This window comes from Pseudoduganella sp. OTU4001 (assembly GCF_038440195.1).
Classification (GTDB): domain Bacteria; phylum Pseudomonadota; class Gammaproteobacteria; order Burkholderiales; family Burkholderiaceae_D; genus Rugamonas.
In genome coordinates this window covers 39394-61953 of sequence record NZ_JASATG010000019.1, presented here as the reverse complement: position 1 = coordinate 61953, position 22560 = coordinate 39394, and the positions used below count along the sequence as shown (strand labels likewise).

Genomic DNA, 22560 nt, shown 5'->3' with positions numbered 1-22560 from the left:
TCCAGCAATCAACGGACGAAAAAAAGCCGGGATGGAGTGAACCATCTCGGCTTTTGGGGCAGGGGAAATTAATGGTGGTGACGCATCATGCGGCGATGGCCGAAGCGTCCAGCTTTCTCATCAAACAGCTTTTGCTGTTCAGGCGTCAACTGCGCGTAAAAGGTTTTAGTCGCCGCCAGATTATTCTCCATCCGGATAATATGGCTCTTCGCCATTTCAATCCGTTTCTCCATCCGCTCCGGGGCCGGCATTTCTTTAAAAGCTGCCCGGTCGAATTGGCCGCGTTGCGGCATATTCGATTTGAGCGCAGCTAAATAGGCCTGCCAGGCGCCTTCCTGGGCCGGAGTAATTTTTAAAGCATCGTGCATGCGCTGGGCACGATGCTCCATTCGCTCCTGCATTTTGGCCGGATCGAACTTGGTCGCCGTATATTGGTGCGGCTGGCCTTCGCCAGCAGCGGCGGCAAAACTAATCAGGGTTGCGCCAATTACGAATGCTTTATGCAAGGTTTTCATCATTAATCCCTTCAGAAATAAATCTATGAAAATGTGCACTCGCACTGCACATGGAAATATCATTGCAGCGCCCTGTTTCGGGGAAGTGTCGCCAAGGCCGTAATTTGTATCTGAGTGTTTCGTTTCCAGGATATACAAGACGATACAATCGGTCATTGGAGTTCACCCTCGGAACTAAGGATAATTACGGCATGGAGCCCACATCTAGCATTCTTATCGTCGACGACGACCGCGATATCCGAACCCTCCTGCAGGACTATCTGGAGACCAACGGCTACCGCACCCATGGCGCAGCCGACGGCGCTGCCATGTGGAAACTGCTCGACAATGCCAAACCCGACCTGATCGTCCTGGATCTCAACCTGCCGGGCGAGGATGGCCTGACCCTGTGCCGCAAACTGCGCGCCCATTCGAACCTGCCGGTGATCATGCTGACCGCCCGCAGCGAACCGCTGGACCGCATCCTTGGCCTGGAGATGGGCGCCGACGACTACCTGCCGAAACCGTTCGAACCGCGCGAGCTGCTGGCCCGCATCCGTAGCGTGCTGCGCCGCAGCACAAATGCCGCCGCTGCTGGTGTCGAAAAGGCAAGCCGCATCCGATTCTCGAACTGGGTGCTGGACCTGACGGCGCGCCACCTGGTCAATCCGGAAGGTACCGTCATCATGCTGTCCGGTGCCGAATTCCGCTTGCTCAAAGTTTTCCTGGAGCATCCCAACCGCGTGCTGAACCGGGATCAACTGCTGAACCTGACCCAGGGCCGCGATGCCGACCCGTTCGACCGCTCGATCGACATCCAGATCAGCCGCCTGCGCCAAAAGCTGGGCGAAGACGCCCGCCTGCCGCAAATTATCAAAACGGTACGTAATGGCGGCTATGTCCTGGCCGGCACGGTTGCCGTGGAGCCGGACTGATGAAAGCCTTCTTCCAGGGCATGACCGGCCGCGTATTCCTGGTCCTGATGCTCGGCATCATCGCTTCCGCCGCCCTGACGCAGTACCTGGCGATCAACGAACGCCAGCGCACCCTGCAGCGCTACCGCGATTTCCACGCCCTGGAGCGCTCCGAACAAATCATTTCCACCGCCGACGTGGTGCTGCCCGAATCGCGCATCCAATACCTGAAAGTCGCCAGCATGGGCGCCATCAAGCTGGAAGTGGCCAACCGCCTGCCAGCCGTAGCGAGCGAGCTCAGCGAATTCGGCGCCACCCTGGCCAACCGCCTCGGCAAGGATTACAAGCTGCAATCGCTGGTTGAGCGCCCGGAAGCCTGCGAACGGCCAACCCAGGTGTACTCCGCCTTCCCGCTGTTCGGCGCCGGCACCGGCGTCTGGCGCGGCACCTGCGAATCGCTGGTGGTCACCATGCCCGACGGACAGCACCTGAAGCTGTCCATCCTGCCGCCGCGCCAGCCTGCGCCGACCGGCCACAATGAATACGCAACCTTTGTCCCATTCCTGCTCAGCATTGCCATCCTGGCCTACCTGGTGGCGCGCATGACCATGGGCCCGCTGAAAAAGCTGGCCGACGCCGCCAAGAACCTGGGCAACGACATCAACCATGCACCGATCAAGCTGAGCGGCGCGACCGAGATCCGCACCGCCTCGGCCGCCTTCAACGCCATGCAGGCGCGCATCCGCCAGCACATCGCCCAGCGTACGGAAATGCTGGCCGCCATCACGCACGACCTGCAAACCCCGCTGACCCGCATGCGCCTGCGCCTGGAGAAAGTGCAAGACCCTGAATTGCAGGGTAAGCTGCTGGAAGACCTGTCTGCCATGCAGCAGATGGTGAAAGAAGGCCTGGATCTGGCGCGCAGCATGGACACTACCGAGGCCATGCAGCGCGTGGATCTCGACGCGCTGCTGGACAGCGTGTGCGCTGATGCCGCCGACGCCGGCCAGGAAGTTGAGCTCAAGGGCCGCGCCGCCATGGACATGATGGGCCGCCCGCTGGATATCCGCCGCTGCCTGGTCAACCTGATCGACAACGCCGTCAAGTATGGCCACCGCGCCCACGTGACGGTGGAGCGCCTGGCTGGTTCCTCGCGCGTGCGCATCCGCGACGAAGGCCCCGGCATCCCGCCCGGCCAGCTGGCGCAAGTGTTCGAACCGTTTTACCGCCTGGAGACCTCGCGCAACCGCTCCTCCGGCGGCACCGGCCTCGGCCTGACGATTGCACGCAATATCGCTGAACAGCACGGCGCCAGCCTGAGCCTGGCGAACCATGCGAACGGTGGCCTGGAAGCCACCCTCGTGTTCCCTGAATTTTATGCAGGAAAGTAGTTACCCCAAATGAAGAAGAAAACTCTGGCAGTAGTGGTGGGCCTGGCCGTAGCAATCGGCGGCGGCGCCTGGTATGCGAACAAAGGTCCTGCGGAGCAGGGCACGGCGCAAGCGCAGGGCGGCGGTGGCGGTGGCAAAGGCAAGGGCGAGCAAGGCCCGACCACGGTCAACGTGGTGGCCCCGCTGCGCCAGGACGTGCCGGTGGTGCTGGCAGCCAATGGCACCGTGAGCCCGATCTCCACTGTGGACCTGCATCCGCAAACCACCAGCACCATCGTCAAGGTGCACGTAAAGGAAGGCCAGTTCGTGAAGCAGGGCGAGCTGATGTTCTCGCTCGACGCCCGCACCGAAGCCGCCAATGTCGAGAAGGCCGACGCGCAGGTGGCGAAAGACCGCGCCACCCTGGCCGACCTGGAGCGCCAGTACAAACGCGCCCAGGAACTGCGTGCGCAGAACTTCCTGGCCCAGAGCGCTGTCGATACCCTGAAGAGCCAGGTGGAATCCAGCCGCGCCGTGCTGGAAGCCGATATCGCTGCCGCCCGCGCCAGCAAGGTCGACCAGAGTTTCACCCAGATCCGCGCGCCGCTGACCGGCCGCGTGGGCGCCATCAACGTCTACCCGGGCAGCCTGGTCCAGCTCAGCACTTCGCTGACCACGGTAACCCAGCTGAACCCGATCAATGTGTCGTTCACCGTGCCGGAGTCCAGCCTGGCAGCCCTGCTCGACGCGCAGCGCGCCGGCAAGGTGCCGGTGCAAGCCTTCCAGAACAATTCGGACAAGCCGATCAACGGCCAGCTCAGCTTTGTCGACAACACCGTCGACCCGGTGGCCGGCGTGATCCGCGTCAAGGCCCAGTTCGACAATGCCGACACCCGACTGTGGCCAGGCCAGTACGTCAACACCAAGCTGACAGTCAACACGCTGAAAGACGCGCTCGTTGTACCTCAGAACGCTATTATTACCAATACCAAGGGTACTTTCGTGTACACCGTGGCTGAAGACCAGACCGCCAAGATGAGCAACGTCAAGCGCGTCCACGCTTTCGGCGCGATGGCGGCGGTGACCGGCCTGAATGGCGACGAAAAAATCATCGTCGAAGGCAAACAAAACCTGCGTCCGGGTGGCAAGATCCGTATCGCCGAACCGGCTGTCGCGCAGAACGGCAAGGGCAACAAGAAGGGTAAGCAAGAATGAACCTTTCCGAGCTGAGTATCCGGCGCCCCGTCATGGTGGTGCTGCTCTCGCTGAGCCTGATTCTCGCGGGTATCCTGGCGTACGCCCATATCCCCGTGGCGGCACTGCCGAGCTATAACACCCCTGTCATCAACGTCAGCGCCGACTTGCCGGGTGCTTCGCCGGAGACCATGGCTTCCTCCGTCGCGCTGCCGCTGGAGAAGCAATTCTCGACCATCGGCGGCCTGTCGATGATCACCTCCACCAGCTCGCTCGGCAATACTTCGCTGACGCTGGAATTCGACCCGTCGATCAACGTCAATGAAGCGGCGGTCGATGTGCAGGCCGCGCTGCTGCGCGCCCAGCGTTCGCTGCCGCAGGAGATGACGGACCTGCCGTCCTATCGCAAGGTCAACCCGGCCGATGCGCCGGTGCTGTTCATGACCATGACTTCGCCATCGCTCAGCCTGTCCGAACTGAACGACTACGCGGAAAACCTGGTGGCGCCCAACCTGTCCACCCTGCCTGGCGTGGCCCAGGTCTCGGTCAACGGCCAGAAGCGTTTCGCGGTGCGCGTGCGCGCCAAGCCGGACCTGCTGAATTCGCGCAACCTGACGATGGACGAGCTGCAAGCAGCGATCCGCGCCGCCAACGCCAACACCCCGCTCGGCACCATCGACGGCCCGAGCCAGACCCTGACCATCCAGGGCAGCGCGCAGCTGATGCGCGCCGCCGATTTCGCCGACCTGATCATTGCCACCCGCAACGGCCAGCCGGTGCGCCTGAAAGAAGTGGCGACGGTGGAAGACAGCTTCCAGTCGATCAAGGCGGCCGGCAGCTACAACGGCGAACGCGCCATTGTGCTGCTGGTGCAACGCCAGCCGGACGCCAATACCGTGCAGGTGGTGGATGGCGTACGTAAGCTGCTGCCGCGCTTCCGCGCCCAGCTGCCGGATTCGGTGTCGATCAACCTGGTCAACGACCGCTCGGTATCGATCCGCGAAGCGATCCACGACGTCAACCTGACCCTGGCGCTGACCGTGGTGCTGGTGGTGCTGGTGATCTTCCTGTTCCTGCGCCGCCTGGCAGCCACCTTCATCCCGGCCATCACCATGCCGATCTCGCTGCTCGGCGCGCTGTCGCTGCTGTACGCCCTGGGCTACAGCCTGGACAACGTGTCCCTGCTCGGTATCACGCTGGCGGTGGGGCTGGTGGTGGACGATGCGATCGTGGTGCTGGAAAACATCGTGCGCCATATCGAGATGGGCAAGAAGCCGCTGCAGGCTGCGCTGGTCGGCTCGAAGGAAATGGGCTTCACCATCGTCTCGATTTCGGTCTCGCTGGTGGCGGTATTTATTCCGATCTTCTTCATGCCTGGCGTGATGGGCCTGATGTTCCATGAATTCGCCGTAGTGGTGGGCCTGTCCGTGCTGGTGTCGGCGATCGTGTCGCTGACCCTGGTGCCGATGCTGGCCTCGCGCTTCATGCCTGCCGACTCGCACGAAACTTCGGGCGACGACAGCTTTATCGGCCGCCACTTCGAGCGCGGCTTCAATGCCGTGCGCAACGGCTATGCGCGCACGCTGGACCTGGCGCTGCACCACCGCTTCGTGGTGCTGGCCATCGCGATCGGCACCTTCGCACTGACGGCCTGGCTGTACATCGCGATTCCGAAAGGCTTCTTCCCTGAGGAAGACCTGGGCCAGATCCGCGTCAACACCGAAGCGTCGGAAGACATTTCCACTTCCGCCATGCTGGAGCTGCAGGAGAAAGTCGCGGCCGTGATCCAGGCCAACCCCGCCGTAAAGGACCTGACCTCGTTCACTGGCGGCGGCAACACCGGCCGCATGTTCATGGTGCTGAAGCCACGCGGCGAGCGCGAGAAGATGTCCAAAGTGCTCGACAGCCTGCGCAAGGAAACCAAGAAGATCGCCGGCATCCAGGTCTACCTGAGCCCGGTGCAGAACCTGCAGCTGGGTGGCCGTCCATCCAAGAGCCGCTACCAGTACACCTTGCAGTCGGTGAGCCCGGATGCGCTCAACGACTGGGCTTCCAAGTTCCAGGAAGCGATGCGCGCGGATACCGACTTCCGCGACGTGACCAGCGATTCGCAGAACAAGGGCTTGCAGGCTTCGCTGAAGATCGACCGCGACAAGGCGAACATGCTGGGCGTGAAGCTGTCCGATGTGCGCACTGCGCTGTACCTGGCTTTCGGCGAGCGCCAGGTATCGACCATCTACTCTTCGGCCGCCAGCTATTTCGTGATCCTGGAAGCGGCCACCGAAGACCGCCAGTTCGACGATTCGCTGACCAAGCTGTCGGTGCGTAACAGCGCCGGCCAGCTGGTGCAGCTGTCCAGCTTTGCCAGCGTGGAGCGCACCGTGGGCCCGACCTCGGTCAACCACCAGGGCCAGCTGCAGGCGATCACCATTTCCTTCAACCTGGCGCCGGACGTCCCGCTGGGCAATGCCACCGCCAAGATCGAGAAGATGGGCATGCAGATGGGCCTGCCAGCTTCCATCATCACCAGCTACGGCGGCGATGCGGCGGTGTTCCAGGACTCCCAGAGCAGCCAGCTGATCCTGATCGTGGCGGCACTGGGCGTGATTTACGTGCTGCTGGGCGTGCTGTACGAGAGCTATATCCACCCGCTGACCATCCTGGCCGGCCTGCCGTCTGCGGCCGTGGGCGCGCTGCTGACCCTGTGGATCTTCAAGATGGACCTGACCATGATCGCCATCATCGGTATCCTGATGCTGATCGGTATCGTGAAGAAGAACGCGATCATGATGATCGACTTCGCCCTGGTAGCCCAGCGCGAGGAGGGCAAGGCGCCGATGGATGCGATCCGCGAGGCGTGTATCCTGCGCTTCCGCCCGATCATGATGACCACGCTGGCGGCCCTGATGGGCGCGCTGCCGATTGCCTTGGGCCTGGGCGCGGGCGCCGAGCTGCGCCAGCCGCTGGGTCTGGCCGTGATCGGTGGCCTGATCTTCTCGCAGGTGATTACCCTGTACATCACGCCGGTGATCTACCTGTTCCTGGACAAATACTCCGGCACCGGCCCGATGAAGGACGAGGACATGGTTGACGAAACTGCAACAGATGCAGTGCAACCAGTTGAACTCAGGGCGTTCAAGGCCGCCAAACACTGATAAGATGCGGGGCGGCGCTTACAAGCTGTAACATCCGTCAAGGGCGAAAGTCGGTAAGCTGCCACCCCAGTATCTTCAGTAAAAAGCCATTATCTTGCATCAGTACACGCATTCCCACGCCGAACTAGCGGCCCACGACGGGCTTTGCCCGACTTGCGGCCAGCCTTGGCCGGAAGACAAGGTGCTCGAGTATGGCAGTAATAAGCCCAATCGTTGGGGTATTGCCGCCACGGTGTTCGTGCACTTGCTGGTGGTGGCGATTTACCTGTTCAAACCCTCGGAAAAGATCGTCCTGACGCCGCCTGCCAAGGAAGGCGAGATGGTCTACATCAACCCGGGCAAGCCGGCGCCGAAACCGAAGCCAAAGCCGAAGGCGGATCCCAAGCCGTCCAAGGATACGCCGCGCTCGACGCGCGCCTATCTGCCGCCGAGCAAGACCGCGATCACTGAGATCGTTAAGCCGCAGGAGCGCATCGTCCCACCGGAGGAGGCCAAGCTGACGCCGCCACCGCCGGATGCGCCGGATATGGCGACCCTGATCGAAATGCGGCGCCGTGCGCGTGGCGTGTCGCCGCAGCCTGAAACCGAGCAGGATGCCGGGGCGGTGGGCAAGGCGCGCGCCATGGCCAATATCATGGGGGCCCAGGGGCGCAGCGCCAGTGGCGACCGCAATGATACGGGTGGCGTGTTCCAGATCGTGAACCAGACCTTCAATAGCGCGGAAATCAAGTTCCGCGGTTTCAGCACCAACTTCAAGCGCCAGTGGCTGCAGCAGGTGAGGGTGGACCAGGGCTCGGAAAAAGATATTGAAACGGCAATCGTCAAGCGCATGATCGAGATGATCCGCAAGGAGAAGCCGGGCGACTTTATCTGGGAATCGCACCGCCTGGGCCGCAACGTGCCGATGAGCGCGCGCAAGGAGCATGAGAAGGAGCTGGAAGCCTTCTTGCTGCTGGAGTTCTTCCCGAATTACGGGAAGGTGCGCTAAAACCGGTAAACCGCGCTGCGGCCTGCGGCTTCGATACACCGGGGTCTGACCCTTGGGTCAGACCCCGCCTTGCCGGTTTGTTGGTTTTGCAGCAAGCGTCACAAAATTTCTTAAAACCCGCCGCCATCTTGCCGCTATAATCGCGAAATTTGCCGATTGGAGCCGGAGTTTAAGTCGCGATGAACATCACCCTGATTTCCTTTGTGGTCCTGTACCTGCTGGGCACGCTGGCGCTCGGCGCCTGGGCCGGCACCCGCATCAAAAATACGACCGACTTCGCAGTGGCTGGCCGCAGCCTGCCGCTGATCATGGTGATCACCACCACCTTCGCCACCTGGTTTGGCGCGGAAACCGTGATGGGTATCCCGGCCAAGTTCGTCCAGGGCGGCATGAACGCCATCGTGGAAGACCCGTTCGGCGCCGGCACCTGCCTGATCCTGGTCGGCATGTTCTTCGCAGCCCGCCTGTACAAGCTCAACCTGCTGACCATTGGCGACTTCTACCGCCAGCGCTACGGCAAGGGCATCGAGGTGTTCTGCTCGGTCGCCATTATCATTTCCTACCTGGGCTGGGTGGCGGCGCAGATTACCGCGCTCGGCCTGGTGTTCTCCGTGCTGACCAATGGCGCCATGTCGGAAACCGCCGGCATGATCGTCGGCACCCTGGCGGTGCTGATCTATGTGGTGATCGGCGGCTTCCTGGCGGTGGCGTGGACCGACTTTATCCAGATGATCGTGCTGGTGGTGGGCCTGTCCATCATCGCCGTGTTCTCGGCCGACCTGGCCGGCGGCAGCGACAAGGTGCTGACCATGATCGGCGAAGAGAAGCTGTGGACTTTCCTGCCGGCGCCTAACTTCACCGACGTCGCCTTCTTCGTCGGCGCGGCCGTCACCATGATGCTGGGCTCGATTCCGCAACAGGACGTGTTCCAGCGCGTGATGTCGGCCAAGGATGCGCCGACCGCGCGCACCGGCGCCGTGATCGGTGGCGCCAGCTATATCGTCTTTGCCGCCGTGCCGATGTTCATCGTGGCCTGCGCGGTGATCGTGATGGGGCAGGGCGGCCTGGAGATGGCCAAGAATGACTACCAGCGCCTGCTGCCGACCTTCGTGCTGACCAAGATGCCGCTGGTGATGCAGATTCTGTTCTTCGGCGCGCTGCTGTCGGCGATCAAGTCGACTTCTTCGGCGACGCTGCTGGCGCCTTCGACCAGTTTCACCGAGAACATCCTGAAGAACCTGCGTCCGGGCATGAGCGACAAGCAGCAGCTGCGCGCCATGCGTATCACCATCGTGGTGTTCGCGGCGACCGTGCTGGCGTATGCGATTGCGATGAAGGGCACTTCGATTTATGAGCTGGTGTCCACGGCTTACCAGGTGACCCTGGTGGCGGCCTTTGTGCCGCTGCTGATGGGGCTGTACTGGAAGCGTGCGACCACGCAGGGTGCGATCCTGTCGGTGGCCTTTGGCATCGCCACCTGGATTGTGTTCTTCCCGCAGATTGGCGGGGAGGAGCTGGCGGCGGCGTTCCCGGGGCAGCTGGCGGGCTTGCTGGCGGCGTTTGTAGGCATGTTCGTCGGCTCGCTGGCGCCGCAGGTGCTGAAGAACCGCCATGATGCGGTTCACCACATGCCAGCCTGATTGGCATGGCAATAAAAAAGGGGCCGCTGGCCCCTTTTTTTTACGCTTTCAGCTTGCGCGCAATATCCAGCGCGAAGTAGGTGAGCACGCCATCCGCACCGGCGCGCTTGAAGGCCATCATCGATTCCATCATCACCTTGTCGTGGTCCAGCCAGCCGTTCTGCGCGGCGGCCTTCAGCATGGCGTATTCGCCCGACACCTGGTAGGCATAAGTCGGCACCTTGAACTCATCCTTCACGCGGCGCACGATGTCCAGGTACGGCATGCCCGGCTTGACCATCACCATATCGGCGCCCTCGGCGATATCCAGCGCCACTTCGCGCAGCGCTTCATCGGTATTGGCCGGATCCATCTGGTAGGTGAACTTGTCCGCCTTGCCCAGCGCCGCCGCCGAACCGACCGCGTCGCGGAACGGGCCGTAGAAAGCCGAGGCGTACTTGGCCGAGTAAGCCATGATGCGGGTGTGGATGAAACCCTTCTCTTCCAGCGCCTTGCGCATCACGCCGATACGGCCATCCATCATGTCGGACGGACCGACCACGTCCACGCCGGCTTCCGCCTGGCACAGCGCCTGGCGCACCAGCATCTCGGTGGTTTCGTCGTTCAGGATCGAACCCTTCTCATCGACGGTGCCGTCCTGGCCGTGGCTGGTGTACGGATCCAGCGCCACGTCGGTCATGATGCCCAGCTCAGGGAAATTCTTCTTCAGCTCGCGCACGGCGCGCGGAATCAGGCCTTGCGGGTTGGTCGCTTCGATACCGTCATTGGTCTTCAGCGACGGGTCGATGTTCGGGAACAGCGACAGCACCGGAATGCCCAGCTTGACGCACTCCTCGGCCACCTTCAGCAGGTTGTCGATCGAGATGCGGTCCACGCCCGGCATGGTGGCCACCGGGTCGCGGCGGTTCTGGCCTTCCACCACGAAGACCGGGTAGATCAGGTCATCGACCGTGATGGTGTTCTCGCGCATCAGCGCGCGCGAGAACGGGTCGCGGCGCATGCGGCGCATGCGGATGGCTGGGAAATCAGGAGTGATCATGCTTCGCTTTCGTCAGTGGTAGGCGCTGCGTCGCCACCGGTGAGGCCGGCCAGTTCTTCGATCTTGGCCGTCGCTTCCTCGATGCCGATGCGCTTCAGCGCGGAAAACAGTTGCACGGTGAAGGGGAAGCCTTCGCCGTCTTCATCGACGTAGCTGTCCAGCTTGGCTTTCGCCTGGCGCAGCACATTGATGGACTCGTTGCGGTTCAGCTTGTCTGCCTTGGTCAGGATGCAGTGGATCGGCTTGCCGGTCGGGGCGAACCATTCGATCATCTGCACGTCCAGGTCGGTGAACGGGCGGCGCGCATCCATCATCAGGATCAGGGCCGCCAGCTGGTCGCGGCGCTGGACATAATCGCCCAGCAGGCGCTGCCAGTGGTTCTTGGCGTCGCCCGACACTTCCGCATAGCCGTAGCCCGGCAAGTCGGCCACCAGGCACTCCAGCTCGTCCATATTGATCGGATCATGGCGATGCATCGCCACGTGGGCGCCGCCGATCGAGAAGAAGTTGATGTGCTGGGTGCGGCCCGGGGTTTTGGAGGCGAAAGCCAGGCCCTTCTGGTTGCACAGGATATTGATCGCAGTGGATTTGCCAGCGTTGGAACGACCCGCGAAGGCGATCTCTGGCACCGTCGTGCGCGGCAGGTCGCGCAGGTGGTTAACAGTGGTGAAAAAACGGGCTTGCCAGAGTTTAGACATGGAGGAGCAACAAAAAGGGGGTAATAAAGCAGGAAAGCTATTGTACAATAAGGGGTTACGAATTGTTGTTATGCGCCAGGTTGCCTATTTATGAGGCAATGCCAAACAAAACAATTCATTACCACTAATTATTTACTTGTCTCTCAGGGTGTCTGAATGAATCGTGCGTTTTCGCCATTTGTAAAATCCTTGTTCGTTGCACTGCTGGCTGTTTCCGGTGCGGCCTCCGCTTCCGAAGCCCACGCTCCAGCAGCCAAGGTTGATCCAGCCAAAGGCGCAACCCTGTACGCTGAAGGCGATAACGCACGCGGTATCGCTGCCTGCGTATCCTGCCACGGCGCCAAGGGTGCTTCCACCATCACCGTCAACCCGAAGCTGGGTGGCCAGGGTGAAGCCTACATCTACAAGCAACTGGTGGCCTTCACCGATGCCGGCCGTCCAGGCACCGTGATGACCGCTTTCGCCAAGGCGCTGACCGACGAAGAAAAGAAGAACATCGCTGCCTACCTGGCCACCGAGCCGACCAAGGCCGGCGCTGCCAAGAACAAGGACACCATCGAACTGGGCAAGAAGATCTACCGCGGCGGTATCGCTGAAAACCGCGTGCCAGCCTGCGCATCCTGCCACGGCCCAGCCGGCGCCGGCATGCCAGCCGCCTACCCACGCGTAGGCGGCCAGCACCAGGACTACTCGGCTGCCACCCTGAAAGCCTTCAAGGCCGGCACCCGCAAGTCCAGCGCCGAAATGCAAGCCATCGCTTACCGTATGTCCGACAAGGAAATCGAAGCGGTTGCCGACTACATGGCCGGCTTGAAGTAATTGCAATGTGCCGCCCCATCGCTGGGCGGTTCTGGACATGAAAAGGGCGGCCGCGCAAGCAGGCTGCCCTTTTTGTTGTTATTCTCCTGACTTTTTCCCCTGAGTAGTAATGAGCGACGCCCCAAGCACTTCCGGAATCCAGCTGCGCAACCGGCGCGGCCCTGTGGCTGAGACTGTCGAGCTGCTGTCCTCGATGCGCTTTGCGATCGCGCTGTTTGTCGTGATCATTTTTGCATCGATCATCGGCACCATCGTGCAGCAGGCCCAGCCGATGCCGAACTACGTCAACCAGTTTGGCCCGTTCTGGTTCGAAGTGTTCCGCAAACTGGGGCTGTATGCGATTTACTCGACCTGGTGGTTCGTCGCCATGTGCGGCTTGCTGGTCGTATCGACTTCGCTGTGCATCGTGCACAATACGCCAAAGATGCTGAAGGATATGCGCAGCTGGCGCGAGAAGGTGCGCGAGGCTTCGCTCAACAACTTCCACCACAAGACGCACTGGCAATCGTCCAAGTCGGGCGCCGAGCTGGCGGGCCAGACCGCGCAGCGCCTGGGCCATGCCGGCTACGCCACCAAGATCATCGAGAAAGACGGCGCCATCCTGGTGTCGGCCAAGCGCGGCGCCGGCAACAAGTTCGGCTACATCTTCGCACACAGCGCGATCGTCATCATCCTGGTCGGCGGCATGCTCGACTCCGACCTGCCGATCCGCTTCCAGCAATGGCTGCTGGGTAAGACCGCCTTCGGCGGCAGCGGCCTGATCGCCGATATCCCGGCCCAGCACCGCCTCGGCGTGCACAACCCGACCTACCGCGGCAGCATCGCGCTGCCGGAAGGCACGGCGGGCAATACCGCCATCCTGCCGCGCCCGGACGGCGTGCTGCTGCAGGACCTGCCATTCACCATCCAGCTCAAGAAGTTCGATATCGACTTCTACAGCACCGGCATGCCCAAGCTGTTCGCCAGCCACGTCAGCGTGCGCTCGAACGACACCGGCAAGACCGTCGATGCGGTGATCGAAGTGAACAAGCCGCTGATCTTTGACGGCATCGCGATCTACCAGTCCAGCTTTGAAGACGGCGGCAGCAAGCTGAAGCTGGTGGGCCACCCGATGAAGGGCACCGGCACCACCACCTTCAATATGGAAGGCGAAGTCAACGGCACCACCAAGCTGAGCGACGAATACACCGTGGAGTGGAGCGACTTCCGCCCATTCAACGTCGAGAACATCGGTGCGCAGGACGCGCGCGCCGTGACCAAGGGCGAGAACCTGAACGAATCCTTCGCCCGCAGCCTGGACAAGCAGCTGGGCTCGGCCGCCAAGACCGCCCACAACAAGGACCTGAAGAACGTCGGTCCATCGGTCTCCTACAAGCTGCGCGACAAGACCGGCCAGGCGCGCGAGTACCAGAACTATATGCAGCCGGTCACCATGGAAGGCGATACCGTGTTCCTGGCCGGCGTGCGCGCCAACCCGTCCGACCCGTTCAGCTACCTGCGCATCCCGGCCGACGACGAGCACAGCGTGCGCGAATGGATGCGCCTGCGCGCCGCGCTGCAAGACCCGGCCCTGCGCAAGAAGGCCGCCGAGCGCTACGCCGCGCGCGCCATGCCGCAATCGAAGGCCGGCGACCCGCTGCGCACCCAGCTCGAGCAATCCGCCACCAAGGGCCTGGAGATCTTCGCCGGCGACGCCAATGGCGCCGGCTTCTTCGCCATCAGCCGCTTCCTGGAAAAAGTGCCGCAAGCCGAACAGACCAAGGCCGCCGAGATCTTCCTGAAGATCCTGAACGGCAGCATGTGGGAGCTGTGGCAGGCCGCGCGCGAACAGGCGGGCCTGGCGCCGGCCGCCGCCGACGAAACGCATGGCCGCTTCCTGCAGCTGGCCACCAATGCGCTGTCGGACAGCTTCTTCTACGGCGCCCCGGTTTACCTGGCGCTGGACGAGTTCACGCAAATCAAAGCATCGGTATTCCAGGTGACCCGCTCGCCGGGCAAGACCATCGTGTATCTTGGTTGCCTGTTGCTGGTGCTGGGCGTGTTTGCCATGTTCTACATTCGCGAGCGCCGCGTGTGGGTCTGGATCAAGCCGGGCGAAGCCGGCAGCGAGGCCTTGATGGCCATGAGCACCCAGCGCAAGACGCTGGACTTCGAAAAGGAATTTAAGGAACTGAAGGAAAAGCTGCCGCAATCGGCGTAAGCTGTTGCCAGGTTTTGGAGAAATATATGGAAGCAACACAAATCTACGCCCAGCAGCCGGGCTATTTCAAGCGCCTGGGCGCGTTCGACTGGCTGTTCGCCCTGGCCCTGTGCGCCGGCGCGCTGTATGCGTTCAACCGCTTCGGCGCGTATATGGACGGCTATGAACAGGTGATCCTGCTGGCCTCGGCGCCGTGCTTCGCCGCCCTCGGCTGGTACTGGAAGCCGCTGCGCTGGCTGATGCCGCTGTCCTTCGCGCTGGCGCTGGGCGGCATCGCCCTGTACGGCGGACAGCTGGCAGCGGCCGACAGCCGCTTCTGGCTCAAGTACATGCTGTCGAGCCAGTCCGCCATCCTGTGGATGAGCACGCTGTTCTTCCTGTCCACCCTGTTCTACTGGGGCGGCCTGTTCACCCGTTCGACCGTGGGCGGCGCAGCCGGTTCGCTGCTGTGCTGGGCGGCCGTGGTGCTGGGCGTGACCGGCATGCTGGTGCGCTGGTACGAGTCCTACCTGATCGGCAGCGACGTCGGCCACATCCCGATCTCGAACCTGTATGAAGTATTCATCCTGTTCTCGCTGATCACCGCCATGTTCTACCTGTACTACGAAGAGCACTACGCCACCCGCGCGCTGGGCCCCTTCGTGCTGCTGGTGATTTCGGCTGCGGTCGGCTTCCTGCTGTGGTACACCGTGGCGCGCGGCGCCTCGGAAATCCAGCCGCTGGTGCCGGCCCTGCAAAGCTGGTGGATGAAGATCCACGTACCGGCCAACTTCATCGGCTACGGCACCTTCGCCCTGGCCTCGATGGTGGCTTGGGCCTACCTGCTCAAGTACGAAGACGCGCGCACCCTGTGGATCTCCCTGGTGCTGGCGCCGATCGCCATCATCGCCGCCTGCTGGCTGATCGCCTTCATCGGCGGCGCGCAGGACAGCACCAAGGCCGCCCTGGGCCAGATGAGCAGCAAGGTCGGCGGCCTGGTCGTCCTGTTCGCCGTGGTCAACCTGGTGCGCGGCAAGTTCGCCGACCGCCTGCCGAGCGGCGAGGTGCTGGAAGACGTGATGTACAAGGCGATCTCGATCGGCTTCGCCTTCTTCACCATCGCCACCATCCTGGGCGCCCTGTGGGCGGCCGAAGCCTGGGGCGGCTACTGGTCGTGGGACCCGAAAGAGACCTGGGCCCTGATCGTCTGGCTGAATTACGCCGCCTGGCTGCACATGCGCCTGATGTCCGGCCTGCGCGGCAAGGCTGCCGCCTGGTGGGCCGTGGTCGGCCTGGTGGTCACCACCTTCGCCTTCCTGGGCGTGAACATGTTCCTCTCCGGCCTGCATTCCTACGGCAAGCTCTAAGCCTTTCCCTCCGCAGACCCTGGCCGCCGGCCCGGGTCTGCCGGCATTAACTTTCAATCCGCTACTGTTGTTTTTTGCCCATGCAAACCTACGGGATTGCATGTAATTAATTGACCGAACTATAAGCAATTGTATAAATTTGCTACGGGCGAAGTTCTGGGTAGCTTGCAAATGATATTCGCCGAAGGTGGGAAATAGCCAAATATAATTTCAGGAGTGTTTATGAAAATTCGAACAACGGTGTTGCGTCGCACAGCCGTCGCGTTGGCCGTAGGTCTGATGGTTTCGAGTGTTGCCTACGCGCAAAGCTCGGAAGGTTCCATCTTCGGTAAGGGCCAGCCAGGCGCCAAAGTCACAATCACGAGCGCCGAGACTGGTTTTGAACGTACCGTCACCGTTGACGCTTCCGGCTCCTACACGGCCGCCAAGCTGCAACCAGGCACCTATCGCGTCGTTTCGAACGGCGTGACGCGTGAAATCACCGTGGCCATCGGCTCCGGTACCAACGTCAACCTGACCGCTGCCAGCGAGCCGGAAATCGCCGGCCGCGTGGTGGTTTCCCGCGCGCGTAGCGCGATTGACGTCTCCAGCGTTGAAAGCAACACCGTGTTCAGCGCCGAACAGATGGCGGCCCTGCCAGTGATCCGCGACGTAAACGCGGTTGCTACCCTGGCCCCAGGCGTGCTGAAAGGCGACCCGGACCTGGGCGCTGGCGGCCTGCCAGCCTTTGCCGGTGCATCGGTCGCAGAGAACGGCTACTACATCAACGGCTTTGACGTCACCAATATCCGTAACTTCCTGTCCTACTCCAACCTGCCGTTCGACGCCATCGCGGCACAGCAGGTCAAGTCGGGCGGCTACGGCGCCGAATACGGCCGTGCACTGGGCGGCGTGATTTCGCTGGTGACCAAGCGCGGTACCAACACCTGGAAGACCGGCGGCGCGATCTACACCGAGCCAAACAGCCTGCGCGGCCACACCAAGGACATCCTGGACAAGAACTACGTTCCAGGCGGTACCGACTCGCGTTACATCTCGGGTGGCTTCAACAGCGCCAACAAGACCTCCACTACCGAGTTCGACGTATACGCCGGTGGCCCCCTGGTGCAGGACAAGCTGTTCATGTTCGCCATCGTGGAAGGCAAGCACAATGTCAACCACGTCTTTGAGCAGAACAAGAGCTACAAGTCGAAGAACACCCAGCCGAACGGCATGATCAAGCTGGATTACACGCCGAATGACAGCCACCGTATCGAATTCACCGGCCTGACCCACAAGCGCAAGATCGAATACACCGACTACCCGGTCAACGACGAAGCGCGCCAGTACCTGAGTACCCACACCGGTACGCCAGAGGCCAGCGAGCGTAAAGGCGGCGGCCATACCCTGATCGGTAAATACACCGGCTACCTGACCGACAACTTCACCCTGTCCGCATTGTTCGGTACCGTGGACGAGAAGGGCGACAAGACCACCGGCGCCCGTACCTCGTCGGAAGCCTGCCCGACCGTATACAGCCCGACTGTGGCCTTCATGGGCTGCTGGAAAGAGCCGTTCGCCACCGCCGTGCGCGACCCGGCTGCACCGGACGACAAGGACGAACGTAAAGCCTTCCGTATCGACGGCGAATACGTGTGGGGCGACCACACCATCCGCGGCGGTATCGACAGCCAGAAATTCAGCTCGACCGCAGCCGGCTCCTCGTCTTACTCGGGCGGCGTGTACTGGCGCTACCTGACCACCGCCAGCGGCACCATCAACGGCGTCGCGAACGCGGTTGCACCGGGCACCACCTACGTGCGTAAGCGTACCTCGCTGTCCACCTCCGGCACCTTCGATGCGGATAACGATGCATACTACATCGAAGACAGCTGGAAGATGAACAAGAACTGGCTGCTGTACGGTGGCCTGCGCTGGGAATCGTTTGACAACAAGAACTCGGATGGCAAGTCGTTCGTGAAGGCCGACAACCAGTTCGCACCGCGTATCGGCTTCGCCTGGGACGTGAACGGCAATTCGACCATGAAGGTGTTCGGTAACGCCGGCCGCTACTTCATTCCGGTGGCCGTCAACACCAACATCCGCGCCACCCGCGGTGAGGTATCGACCGAGGACTTCTACAAGTTCACCGGTATGGATCCGGTCACCAAGGCCCCGCTCGGCCTGTCGGCGCCGATCGGCGTGTCGACTGTCAACGGCAGCCTGACCCCGCCTAACCCGGCAACCGTGGCCAGCACCAGCCTGAAGCCAATGTCGCAGGATGAATTCATCCTGGGCGCGCAATGGCAGATCGTGAAGGGCTGGGACTTCGGTATGCGCGGTATCTACCGCAAGGTCAATGACGGTATGGACGACTACTGCTCGCACCTGGCGTTCGAGAAGTGGGCAGAAGACAACGGCTACCATAACTTCGACTCGGGCACCATGGCCCAGTGTCTGATGGTGAACCCTGGCCGCGACGTGACCCTGCAGATGGACGTCAACAACGACGGCAAGCTGAAGGAAGTCACCGTACCGAACAGCTACATCGGCCTGGCCAAGTACACCCGTACTTACAAGGCGCTTGAGCTGACCCTGGAACGTCCGTTCAACGGCACCTGGGGCGTGAATGCGTCGTACGTGCTGTCCAAGTCCACGGGTACCGCGGAAGGCTACGTGAGCTCGATCATCAACCAGGAAGATGCTGGTGTGTCGCAGGACTTCGACTTCCCGTCGCTGACCCACGGCGCCGATGGTCCTCTGCCGGGTGACCGCCGCCACGTGCTGAAGAGCTACGGCCTGTACCAGCTGAACGAGAACTTCCGTATCGGCTACAACGCCCAGATCGCGTCGGGCCGTCCAATCAGCTGCATCGGTTTCGTACCGTCCACCGCAGCTGACTACTCGGATGCCCGCAACTACACCACCGGTTCCGCGTACTACTGCGTGAATGACCAGGGCAAGAGCGAACTGCACCAGCGTGGTACCTTTGGCCGTACGCCATGGACCACCACCCTGGACATGAACCTGGCGTACATCGCCAAGTTCGGCCAGAGCAAGCTGACCGTGCAGCTGGACGTGTTTAACATCCTGAACCGCGACACCGTAAACGAAGTCCAGGAGCGCAAGGACTACAGCCGCGCTACCACTTCGGCAACCGAGGGTCGTGTCAACCTGAACTGGAAGAGCCCAACCTCCTATCAGGAACCACGCAGCGTGCGCCTGACCGCCCGCTACGAGTACTAATCGATAGATTGGTATCCTGAAAGCCGCCCGGTTCGCCGGGCGGCTTTTTTAATTTGGGCTTCAGCAATCTGGTGTAAGGTTTAGCTATTACCTTGCACCAGCACTGGAGCTGCCATGTTGATCCTCCCTTCCGAAATCACTCCGCGCGAAGTATTCGAGTCGCGCCGCAAGTTCATCAAGCTGGCGGCGGCGGGCGCCATCCTCGGCCCCGAGCTGGCGCTGGCGCAAGGCGGTGGCGGCGCCAAGCTGGCGGCCAAGCGCAATCCGGCCTTTGCCGTCATGGAAAAGCAGACCGAATACAAGGACGCCACCAGCTATAACAACTTCTACGAGTTCGGCACCGACAAGTCCGACCCGGCCGAGAACGCCCATACGCTGCGCACGCGGCCCTGGACGGTGCAGATCGAGGGCGAGGTGAAAAGGCCGATGACGCTCGATATCGACAGCCTGCTCAAGCTGGCGCCGCTGGAGGAGCGCATCTACCGCCTGCGTTGTGTAGAGGGCTGGTCGATGGTGATCCCGTGGATCGGCTATTCGTTCTCCGAGTTGATCAAGAAGGTCGAGCCGACCGGTAACGCCAAATACGTTGAATTCATCACCCTGGCCGACCGCAAGCAGATGCCGGGCGTCGGCAGCCGCGTGCTGGACTGGCCGTATGTGGAAGGCCTGCGTATCGATGAAGCTAACCATCCGCTGGCACTGCTCACCTTCGGCATGTACGGCGAGGTGCTGCCGAACCAGAACGGCGCGCCGGTGCGCATGGTGCTGCCGTGGAAGTACGGCTTCAAGTCGGCCAAGTCGATCGTGAAGATCCGCTTCGTACGCGATATTCCGCGCACCTCGTGGAACCTGTCGGCGCCGAACGAATACGGCTTCTTCTCGAACGTGAACCCGACGGTCGACCACCCGCGCTGGTCGCAGGCCACCGAGCGCCGCATCGGCGAAGACGGTTTCTTCACCCGCAAGCGCAAGACCTTGATGTTCAACGGCTACCCGGAAGTCGCCTCGCTGTACACCGGCATGGACCTGAAGAAGTTCTACTGATGGCCTTTACCCCGACCCCGCGCCAGCTGACGGCGATCAAGGCTATCGCCTTCGTGCTGGCGCTGGTGCCGTTCTTCGCACTGGTCTACCTGGTGGCGACCGACCAGCTGGTGGAGCCGCTGCAGTACATCACGCGCAATACCGGCTCGTGGACCTTGTATTTCCTGTGCATCACGCTGGCGGTCACGCCGCTGCGGCGCTTCAGCGGCTGGAACTGGTTGCTCAAGCTGCGCCGCATGATGGGGCTGTACGCCTTTTTCTACGCGCTGCTGCACTTCACCACCTTCCTGTGGTTCGACCATTTCTTCGACGTGCAGGAGATGCTGAAGGATGTGGCCAAGCGGCCCTTCATCTTCGTCGGCTTTACGGCTTTCGTGCTGCTGGTGCCGCTGGCCGTGACCAGCACCAACGGCATGGTGCGCCGCCTGGGCGGCAAGCGCTGGCAGCTGTTGCATAAGCTGGTGTATGTGATCGCGCCGCTGGGGATCTTGCACTTCTGGTGGATGCGGGCGGGGAAGCACGACTTCAACAAGCCGATCTTGTTCGGCTTGATCGTGCTGGTGTTGCTGGGGCTGCGCGCCTGGTGGGCGCGCAGCAAGGTGAAGGCTGTTACTTGATGGTGGATTCCAGCGCGAACAGGTCGGCCGGATTCTCGCGCTTGCGCACCACGTGCACCACGCCGCCGTCCACGATCAGCTCCACGGCGCGGCCGCGGGTGTTGTAGTTGGAGGCCATGGTCATGCCGTAGGCGCCGGCGGTCTTCATTACCAGCAGGTCGCCCGGCGCCACGTTCAGTTCGCGGTCGCGCGCCAGCCAGTCGCCGGATTCGCAGATCGGGCCCACCACGTCGAACATGGCTTTGGCGGCATCGGTGCGCACCACCGGCTGCATATCCATCCAGGCCTGGTACATGGCCGGACGCGCCATATCGTTCATGGCCGCATCGACGATGCAGAAGTTCTTCTCTTCGCCGTGCTTGATGAATTCCACGCGGGTCAGCAGCACGCCGGCATTGCCGACGATGGAGCGGCCCGGCTCGAAGATCACCTTGATCGGGGCGCCGCCATGCTTCTCGGCGCGCCAGGCGTCGATGCGCTTGAACAGGCGGCCCAGGTAGTCGCCCACCGGCACCGGGGCGCCGTCGCCGTAATCGATGCCCAGGCCGCCGCCGATGTCGAGGTGGTGCAGGTGGATGCCTTCCGCGCCCAGCGCGTCGATCAGTTCGATCAGCTTGTCGAGCGCTTCCAGCAGCGGCGCGTCGTCCAGCAGCTGCGAGCCGATATGGCAGTCGATGCCGGAGACGTCCAGGTGCGGCAGGGCGGCGGCGGTGCGGTAGGTTTCCAGCGCATCGTCGAAGGCCACGCCGAACTTGTTGGCTTTCAGGCCGGTCGCGATGTAAGGGTGGGTCTTGGCGTCCACGTTCGGGTTCACGCGCAGCGAGATGCGCGCTTTCTTGCCCATGCTGCCTGCCACTTCGTTCAGGCGGTGCAGTTCCGGGATCGACTCGACGTTGAAGCACAGGATGTCGTGCGACAGCGCCAGGCGCATCTCTTCCACGCTCTTGCCGACGCCGGAGAAGATCACCTTCTTCGGATCGCCGCCGGCGGCGATCACGCGCAGCAGTTCGCCGCCCGACACGATGTCGAAGCCGGCGCCGCGGCGTGCCAGCAGGTCCAGGATGGCCAGGTTGGAGTTGGCCTTCATCGCGTAGCACACCAGCGCGTCGCGGCCGGCGCAGGCATTGGCGTATGAGTCGAAGTTATCGGTCAGCTGCGATTTGGAATAGACGTAGGCCGGGGTGCCGTACTGTTCTGCGATGGAATCGAGCGCAACGCCTTCGGCGTGCAGTACGCCATTCTGGTATTCGAAGTGGGACATATTCTTACTGTTGGGACGCTGGTGGTGTGGATGGAACCGGAGCCGCCGGTGGCGCCACGCCAGGTTTGCCCGTGGTGACAGGCTTGGCGGGTGGCTTTGGCAGGTAGAGTGGGCCGGTTTGGCCACATCCGGCCAGCAGGGCTGCCGTTGTTACAGCAGCAAGTGCGATTCGGGACTTCACGATTAAAATAGGGGCTTGATAGGAATCTTGGAGTGTAGCATGACCGAATCGGAATTTTTGGACCTGGCCGACGCCACGCTGGAAGCGATCGAAGCGTCGCTCGACCGCCTGTGCGAGCAGGATATGGTGGATGTGGAGTGCAGCCGCAGCGGCAATGTGCTGGAGATCGAGTTCGTGGAGAACGGATCGAAGGTGATCATCAACTCGCAGGCGCCGATGCAGGAGCTGTGGGTGGCGGCCCGCTCGGGCGGCTTCCACTACCGCCAGGTGGATGGCAAGTGGATCGATACGCGCCGCGGTACGGAACTGTACGCGGCGTTGTCGGAGATTGTGACCGAGCAGGGTGGTGCGCCGGTGGTTGTGGCGCCTTAAGAC

Annotated in this window: 18 protein-coding genes; 13 read left to right on the top strand and 5 right to left on the bottom strand. The window is 62.1% G+C overall.

Going from position 1 to position 22560, the window contains the following annotated elements:
• Nucleotides 1–68 precede the first annotated feature (68 nt).
• Nucleotides 69–518, bottom strand: coding sequence for a Spy/CpxP family protein refolding chaperone (locus tag AAHE99_RS17435; protein ID WP_342118628.1), 450 nt, complete (start codon nucleotides 516–518; stop codon nucleotides 69–71).
• A 188-nt stretch (nucleotides 519–706) separates the two neighbouring features.
• Here AAHE99_RS17435 and AAHE99_RS17430 point away from each other — a divergent pair, with 188 nt between their 5' ends.
• The 6 genes from AAHE99_RS17430 to AAHE99_RS17405 all read left to right on the top strand — a co-directional run bounded on the left by AAHE99_RS17430 (nucleotide 707) and on the right by AAHE99_RS17405 (nucleotide 9755).
• The gene (locus AAHE99_RS17430) at nucleotides 707–1429 is read left to right on the top strand and encodes a response regulator (RefSeq protein WP_342118627.1); all 723 of its coding nucleotides are present in this window, start codon (nucleotides 707–709) and stop codon (nucleotides 1427–1429) included.
• Nucleotides 1429–2799, top strand: a complete 1371-nt coding sequence (locus AAHE99_RS17425; protein WP_342118626.1) for an ATP-binding protein — start codon at nucleotides 1429–1431, stop codon at nucleotides 2797–2799. Before AAHE99_RS17430 ends, AAHE99_RS17425 begins: the two co-directional genes overlap by 1 nt.
• Nucleotides 2800–2808: 9 nt before the next feature.
• Complete coding sequence (locus AAHE99_RS17420) at nucleotides 2809–3993, top strand: efflux RND transporter periplasmic adaptor subunit (RefSeq protein ID WP_342118625.1); 1185 nt, start codon at nucleotides 2809–2811, stop codon at nucleotides 3991–3993.
• Nucleotides 3990–7127, top strand: a complete 3138-nt coding sequence (locus AAHE99_RS17415; protein WP_342118624.1) for an efflux RND transporter permease subunit — start codon at nucleotides 3990–3992, stop codon at nucleotides 7125–7127. Before AAHE99_RS17420 ends, AAHE99_RS17415 begins: the two co-directional genes overlap by 4 nt.
• Before the next feature lie 94 nt (nucleotides 7128–7221).
• Nucleotides 7222–8115, top strand: a complete 894-nt coding sequence (locus AAHE99_RS17410; protein ID WP_342118623.1) for a hypothetical protein — start codon at nucleotides 7222–7224, stop codon at nucleotides 8113–8115.
• Between the two features lie 179 nt (nucleotides 8116–8294).
• Nucleotides 8295–9755: a sodium:solute symporter family protein gene (locus tag AAHE99_RS17405; RefSeq protein WP_342118622.1), complete on the top strand. Its 1461-nt coding sequence runs from the start codon at nucleotides 8295–8297 to the stop codon at nucleotides 9753–9755.
• Nucleotides 9756–9795: 40 nt separating this feature from the next.
• Here AAHE99_RS17405 and hemB read toward each other — a convergent pair whose 3' ends face one another.
• Complete coding sequence (gene hemB, locus AAHE99_RS17400; RefSeq protein ID WP_342118621.1) at nucleotides 9796–10794, bottom strand: porphobilinogen synthase; 999 nt, start codon at nucleotides 10792–10794, stop codon at nucleotides 9796–9798.
• A complete protein-coding gene (gene yihA / locus AAHE99_RS17395) occupies nucleotides 10791–11492 on the bottom strand; it encodes a ribosome biogenesis GTP-binding protein YihA/YsxC (protein ID WP_342118620.1) in 702 nt (233 codons plus the stop codon). Before yihA ends, hemB begins: the two co-directional genes overlap by 4 nt.
• Nucleotides 11493–11648: 156 nt before the next feature.
• Between yihA and AAHE99_RS17390 the strand changes: the two genes are divergently transcribed.
• The 6 genes from AAHE99_RS17390 (at nucleotide 11649) to AAHE99_RS17365 (ending at nucleotide 20743) form a co-directional block, all read left to right on the top strand.
• Entirely contained in the window at nucleotides 11649–12311 is a 663-nt protein-coding gene (locus tag AAHE99_RS17390; protein ID WP_342118619.1) for a c-type cytochrome, read from the top strand.
• A gap of 109 nt (nucleotides 12312–12420) precedes the next feature.
• Nucleotides 12421–14511, top strand: a complete 2091-nt coding sequence (locus tag AAHE99_RS17385; protein ID WP_342118618.1) for a cytochrome c biogenesis protein ResB — start codon at nucleotides 12421–12423, stop codon at nucleotides 14509–14511.
• Between the two features lie 26 nt (nucleotides 14512–14537).
• The gene (ccsB, locus tag AAHE99_RS17380) at nucleotides 14538–15857 is read left to right on the top strand and encodes a c-type cytochrome biogenesis protein CcsB (protein WP_342118617.1); all 1320 of its coding nucleotides are present in this window, start codon (nucleotides 14538–14540) and stop codon (nucleotides 15855–15857) included.
• Nucleotides 15858–16136: 279 nt separating this feature from the next.
• On the top strand, nucleotides 16137–19082 hold the full coding sequence (locus AAHE99_RS17375; protein ID WP_342118616.1) for a TonB-dependent receptor: 2946 nt from the start codon (nucleotides 16137–16139) through the stop codon (nucleotides 19080–19082).
• A 114-nt stretch (nucleotides 19083–19196) separates the two neighbouring features.
• On the top strand, nucleotides 19197–20126 hold the full coding sequence (gene msrP / locus AAHE99_RS17370; RefSeq protein ID WP_342118615.1) for a protein-methionine-sulfoxide reductase catalytic subunit MsrP: 930 nt from the start codon (nucleotides 19197–19199) through the stop codon (nucleotides 20124–20126).
• Nucleotides 20126–20743 (top strand): sulfite oxidase heme-binding subunit YedZ, encoded by a 618-nt coding sequence (locus tag AAHE99_RS17365; protein WP_342118614.1) that lies wholly within the window; start codon nucleotides 20126–20128, stop codon nucleotides 20741–20743. Before msrP ends, AAHE99_RS17365 begins: the two co-directional genes overlap by 1 nt.
• Here the strand turns inward: AAHE99_RS17365 and lysA are convergent.
• Together lysA and lptM are read right to left on the bottom strand one after the other, a co-directional pair.
• Nucleotides 20736–22004 (bottom strand): diaminopimelate decarboxylase, encoded by a 1269-nt coding sequence (gene lysA, locus AAHE99_RS17360; RefSeq protein WP_342118613.1) that lies wholly within the window; start codon nucleotides 22002–22004, stop codon nucleotides 20736–20738. The genes AAHE99_RS17365 and lysA overlap by 8 nt on opposite strands.
• Nucleotides 22005–22008: 4 nt before the next feature.
• Complete coding sequence (lptM, locus tag AAHE99_RS17355; protein ID WP_342118612.1) at nucleotides 22009–22185, bottom strand: LPS translocon maturation chaperone LptM; 177 nt, start codon at nucleotides 22183–22185, stop codon at nucleotides 22009–22011.
• A 39-nt stretch (nucleotides 22186–22224) separates the two neighbouring features.
• On the opposite strand from lptM, the gene cyaY reads away from it, so the two are divergent.
• Complete coding sequence (cyaY, locus tag AAHE99_RS17350) at nucleotides 22225–22557, top strand: iron donor protein CyaY (RefSeq protein ID WP_342118611.1); 333 nt, start codon at nucleotides 22225–22227, stop codon at nucleotides 22555–22557.
• Nucleotides 22558–22560 lie beyond the last annotated feature (3 nt).

Excerpts from the sequence above, each read along its gene's own strand:
- AAHE99_RS17435 (WP_342118628.1), bottom strand. The coding sequence starts at position 518 with ATGATGAAAACCTTGCATAAAGCATTCGTAATTGGCGCAACCCTGATT.
- AAHE99_RS17430 (WP_342118627.1), top strand. The coding sequence starts at position 707 with ATGGAGCCCACATCTAGCATTCTTATCGTCGACGACGACCGCGATATC.
- AAHE99_RS17425 (WP_342118626.1), top strand. The coding sequence starts at position 1,429 with ATGAAAGCCTTCTTCCAGGGCATGACCGGCCGCGTATTCCTGGTCCTG.
- AAHE99_RS17420 (WP_342118625.1), top strand. The coding sequence starts at position 2,809 with ATGAAGAAGAAAACTCTGGCAGTAGTGGTGGGCCTGGCCGTAGCAATC.
- AAHE99_RS17415 (WP_342118624.1), top strand. The coding sequence starts at position 3,990 with ATGAACCTTTCCGAGCTGAGTATCCGGCGCCCCGTCATGGTGGTGCTG.
- AAHE99_RS17405 (WP_342118622.1), top strand. The coding sequence starts at position 8,295 with ATGAACATCACCCTGATTTCCTTTGTGGTCCTGTACCTGCTGGGCACG.
- hemB (WP_342118621.1), bottom strand. The coding sequence starts at position 10,794 with ATGATCACTCCTGATTTCCCAGCCATCCGCATGCGCCGCATGCGCCGC.
- yihA (WP_342118620.1), bottom strand. The coding sequence starts at position 11,492 with ATGTCTAAACTCTGGCAAGCCCGTTTTTTCACCACTGTTAACCACCTG.
- AAHE99_RS17390 (WP_342118619.1), top strand. The coding sequence starts at position 11,649 with ATGAATCGTGCGTTTTCGCCATTTGTAAAATCCTTGTTCGTTGCACTG.
- AAHE99_RS17385 (WP_342118618.1), top strand. The coding sequence starts at position 12,421 with ATGAGCGACGCCCCAAGCACTTCCGGAATCCAGCTGCGCAACCGGCGC.
- ccsB (WP_342118617.1), top strand. The coding sequence starts at position 14,538 with ATGGAAGCAACACAAATCTACGCCCAGCAGCCGGGCTATTTCAAGCGC.
- AAHE99_RS17375 (WP_342118616.1), top strand. The coding sequence starts at position 16,137 with ATGGTTTCGAGTGTTGCCTACGCGCAAAGCTCGGAAGGTTCCATCTTC.
- msrP (WP_342118615.1), top strand. The coding sequence starts at position 19,197 with ATGTTGATCCTCCCTTCCGAAATCACTCCGCGCGAAGTATTCGAGTCG.
- AAHE99_RS17365 (WP_342118614.1), top strand. The coding sequence starts at position 20,126 with ATGGCCTTTACCCCGACCCCGCGCCAGCTGACGGCGATCAAGGCTATC.
- lysA (WP_342118613.1), bottom strand. The coding sequence starts at position 22,004 with ATGTCCCACTTCGAATACCAGAATGGCGTACTGCACGCCGAAGGCGTT.
- cyaY (WP_342118611.1), top strand. The coding sequence starts at position 22,225 with ATGACCGAATCGGAATTTTTGGACCTGGCCGACGCCACGCTGGAAGCG.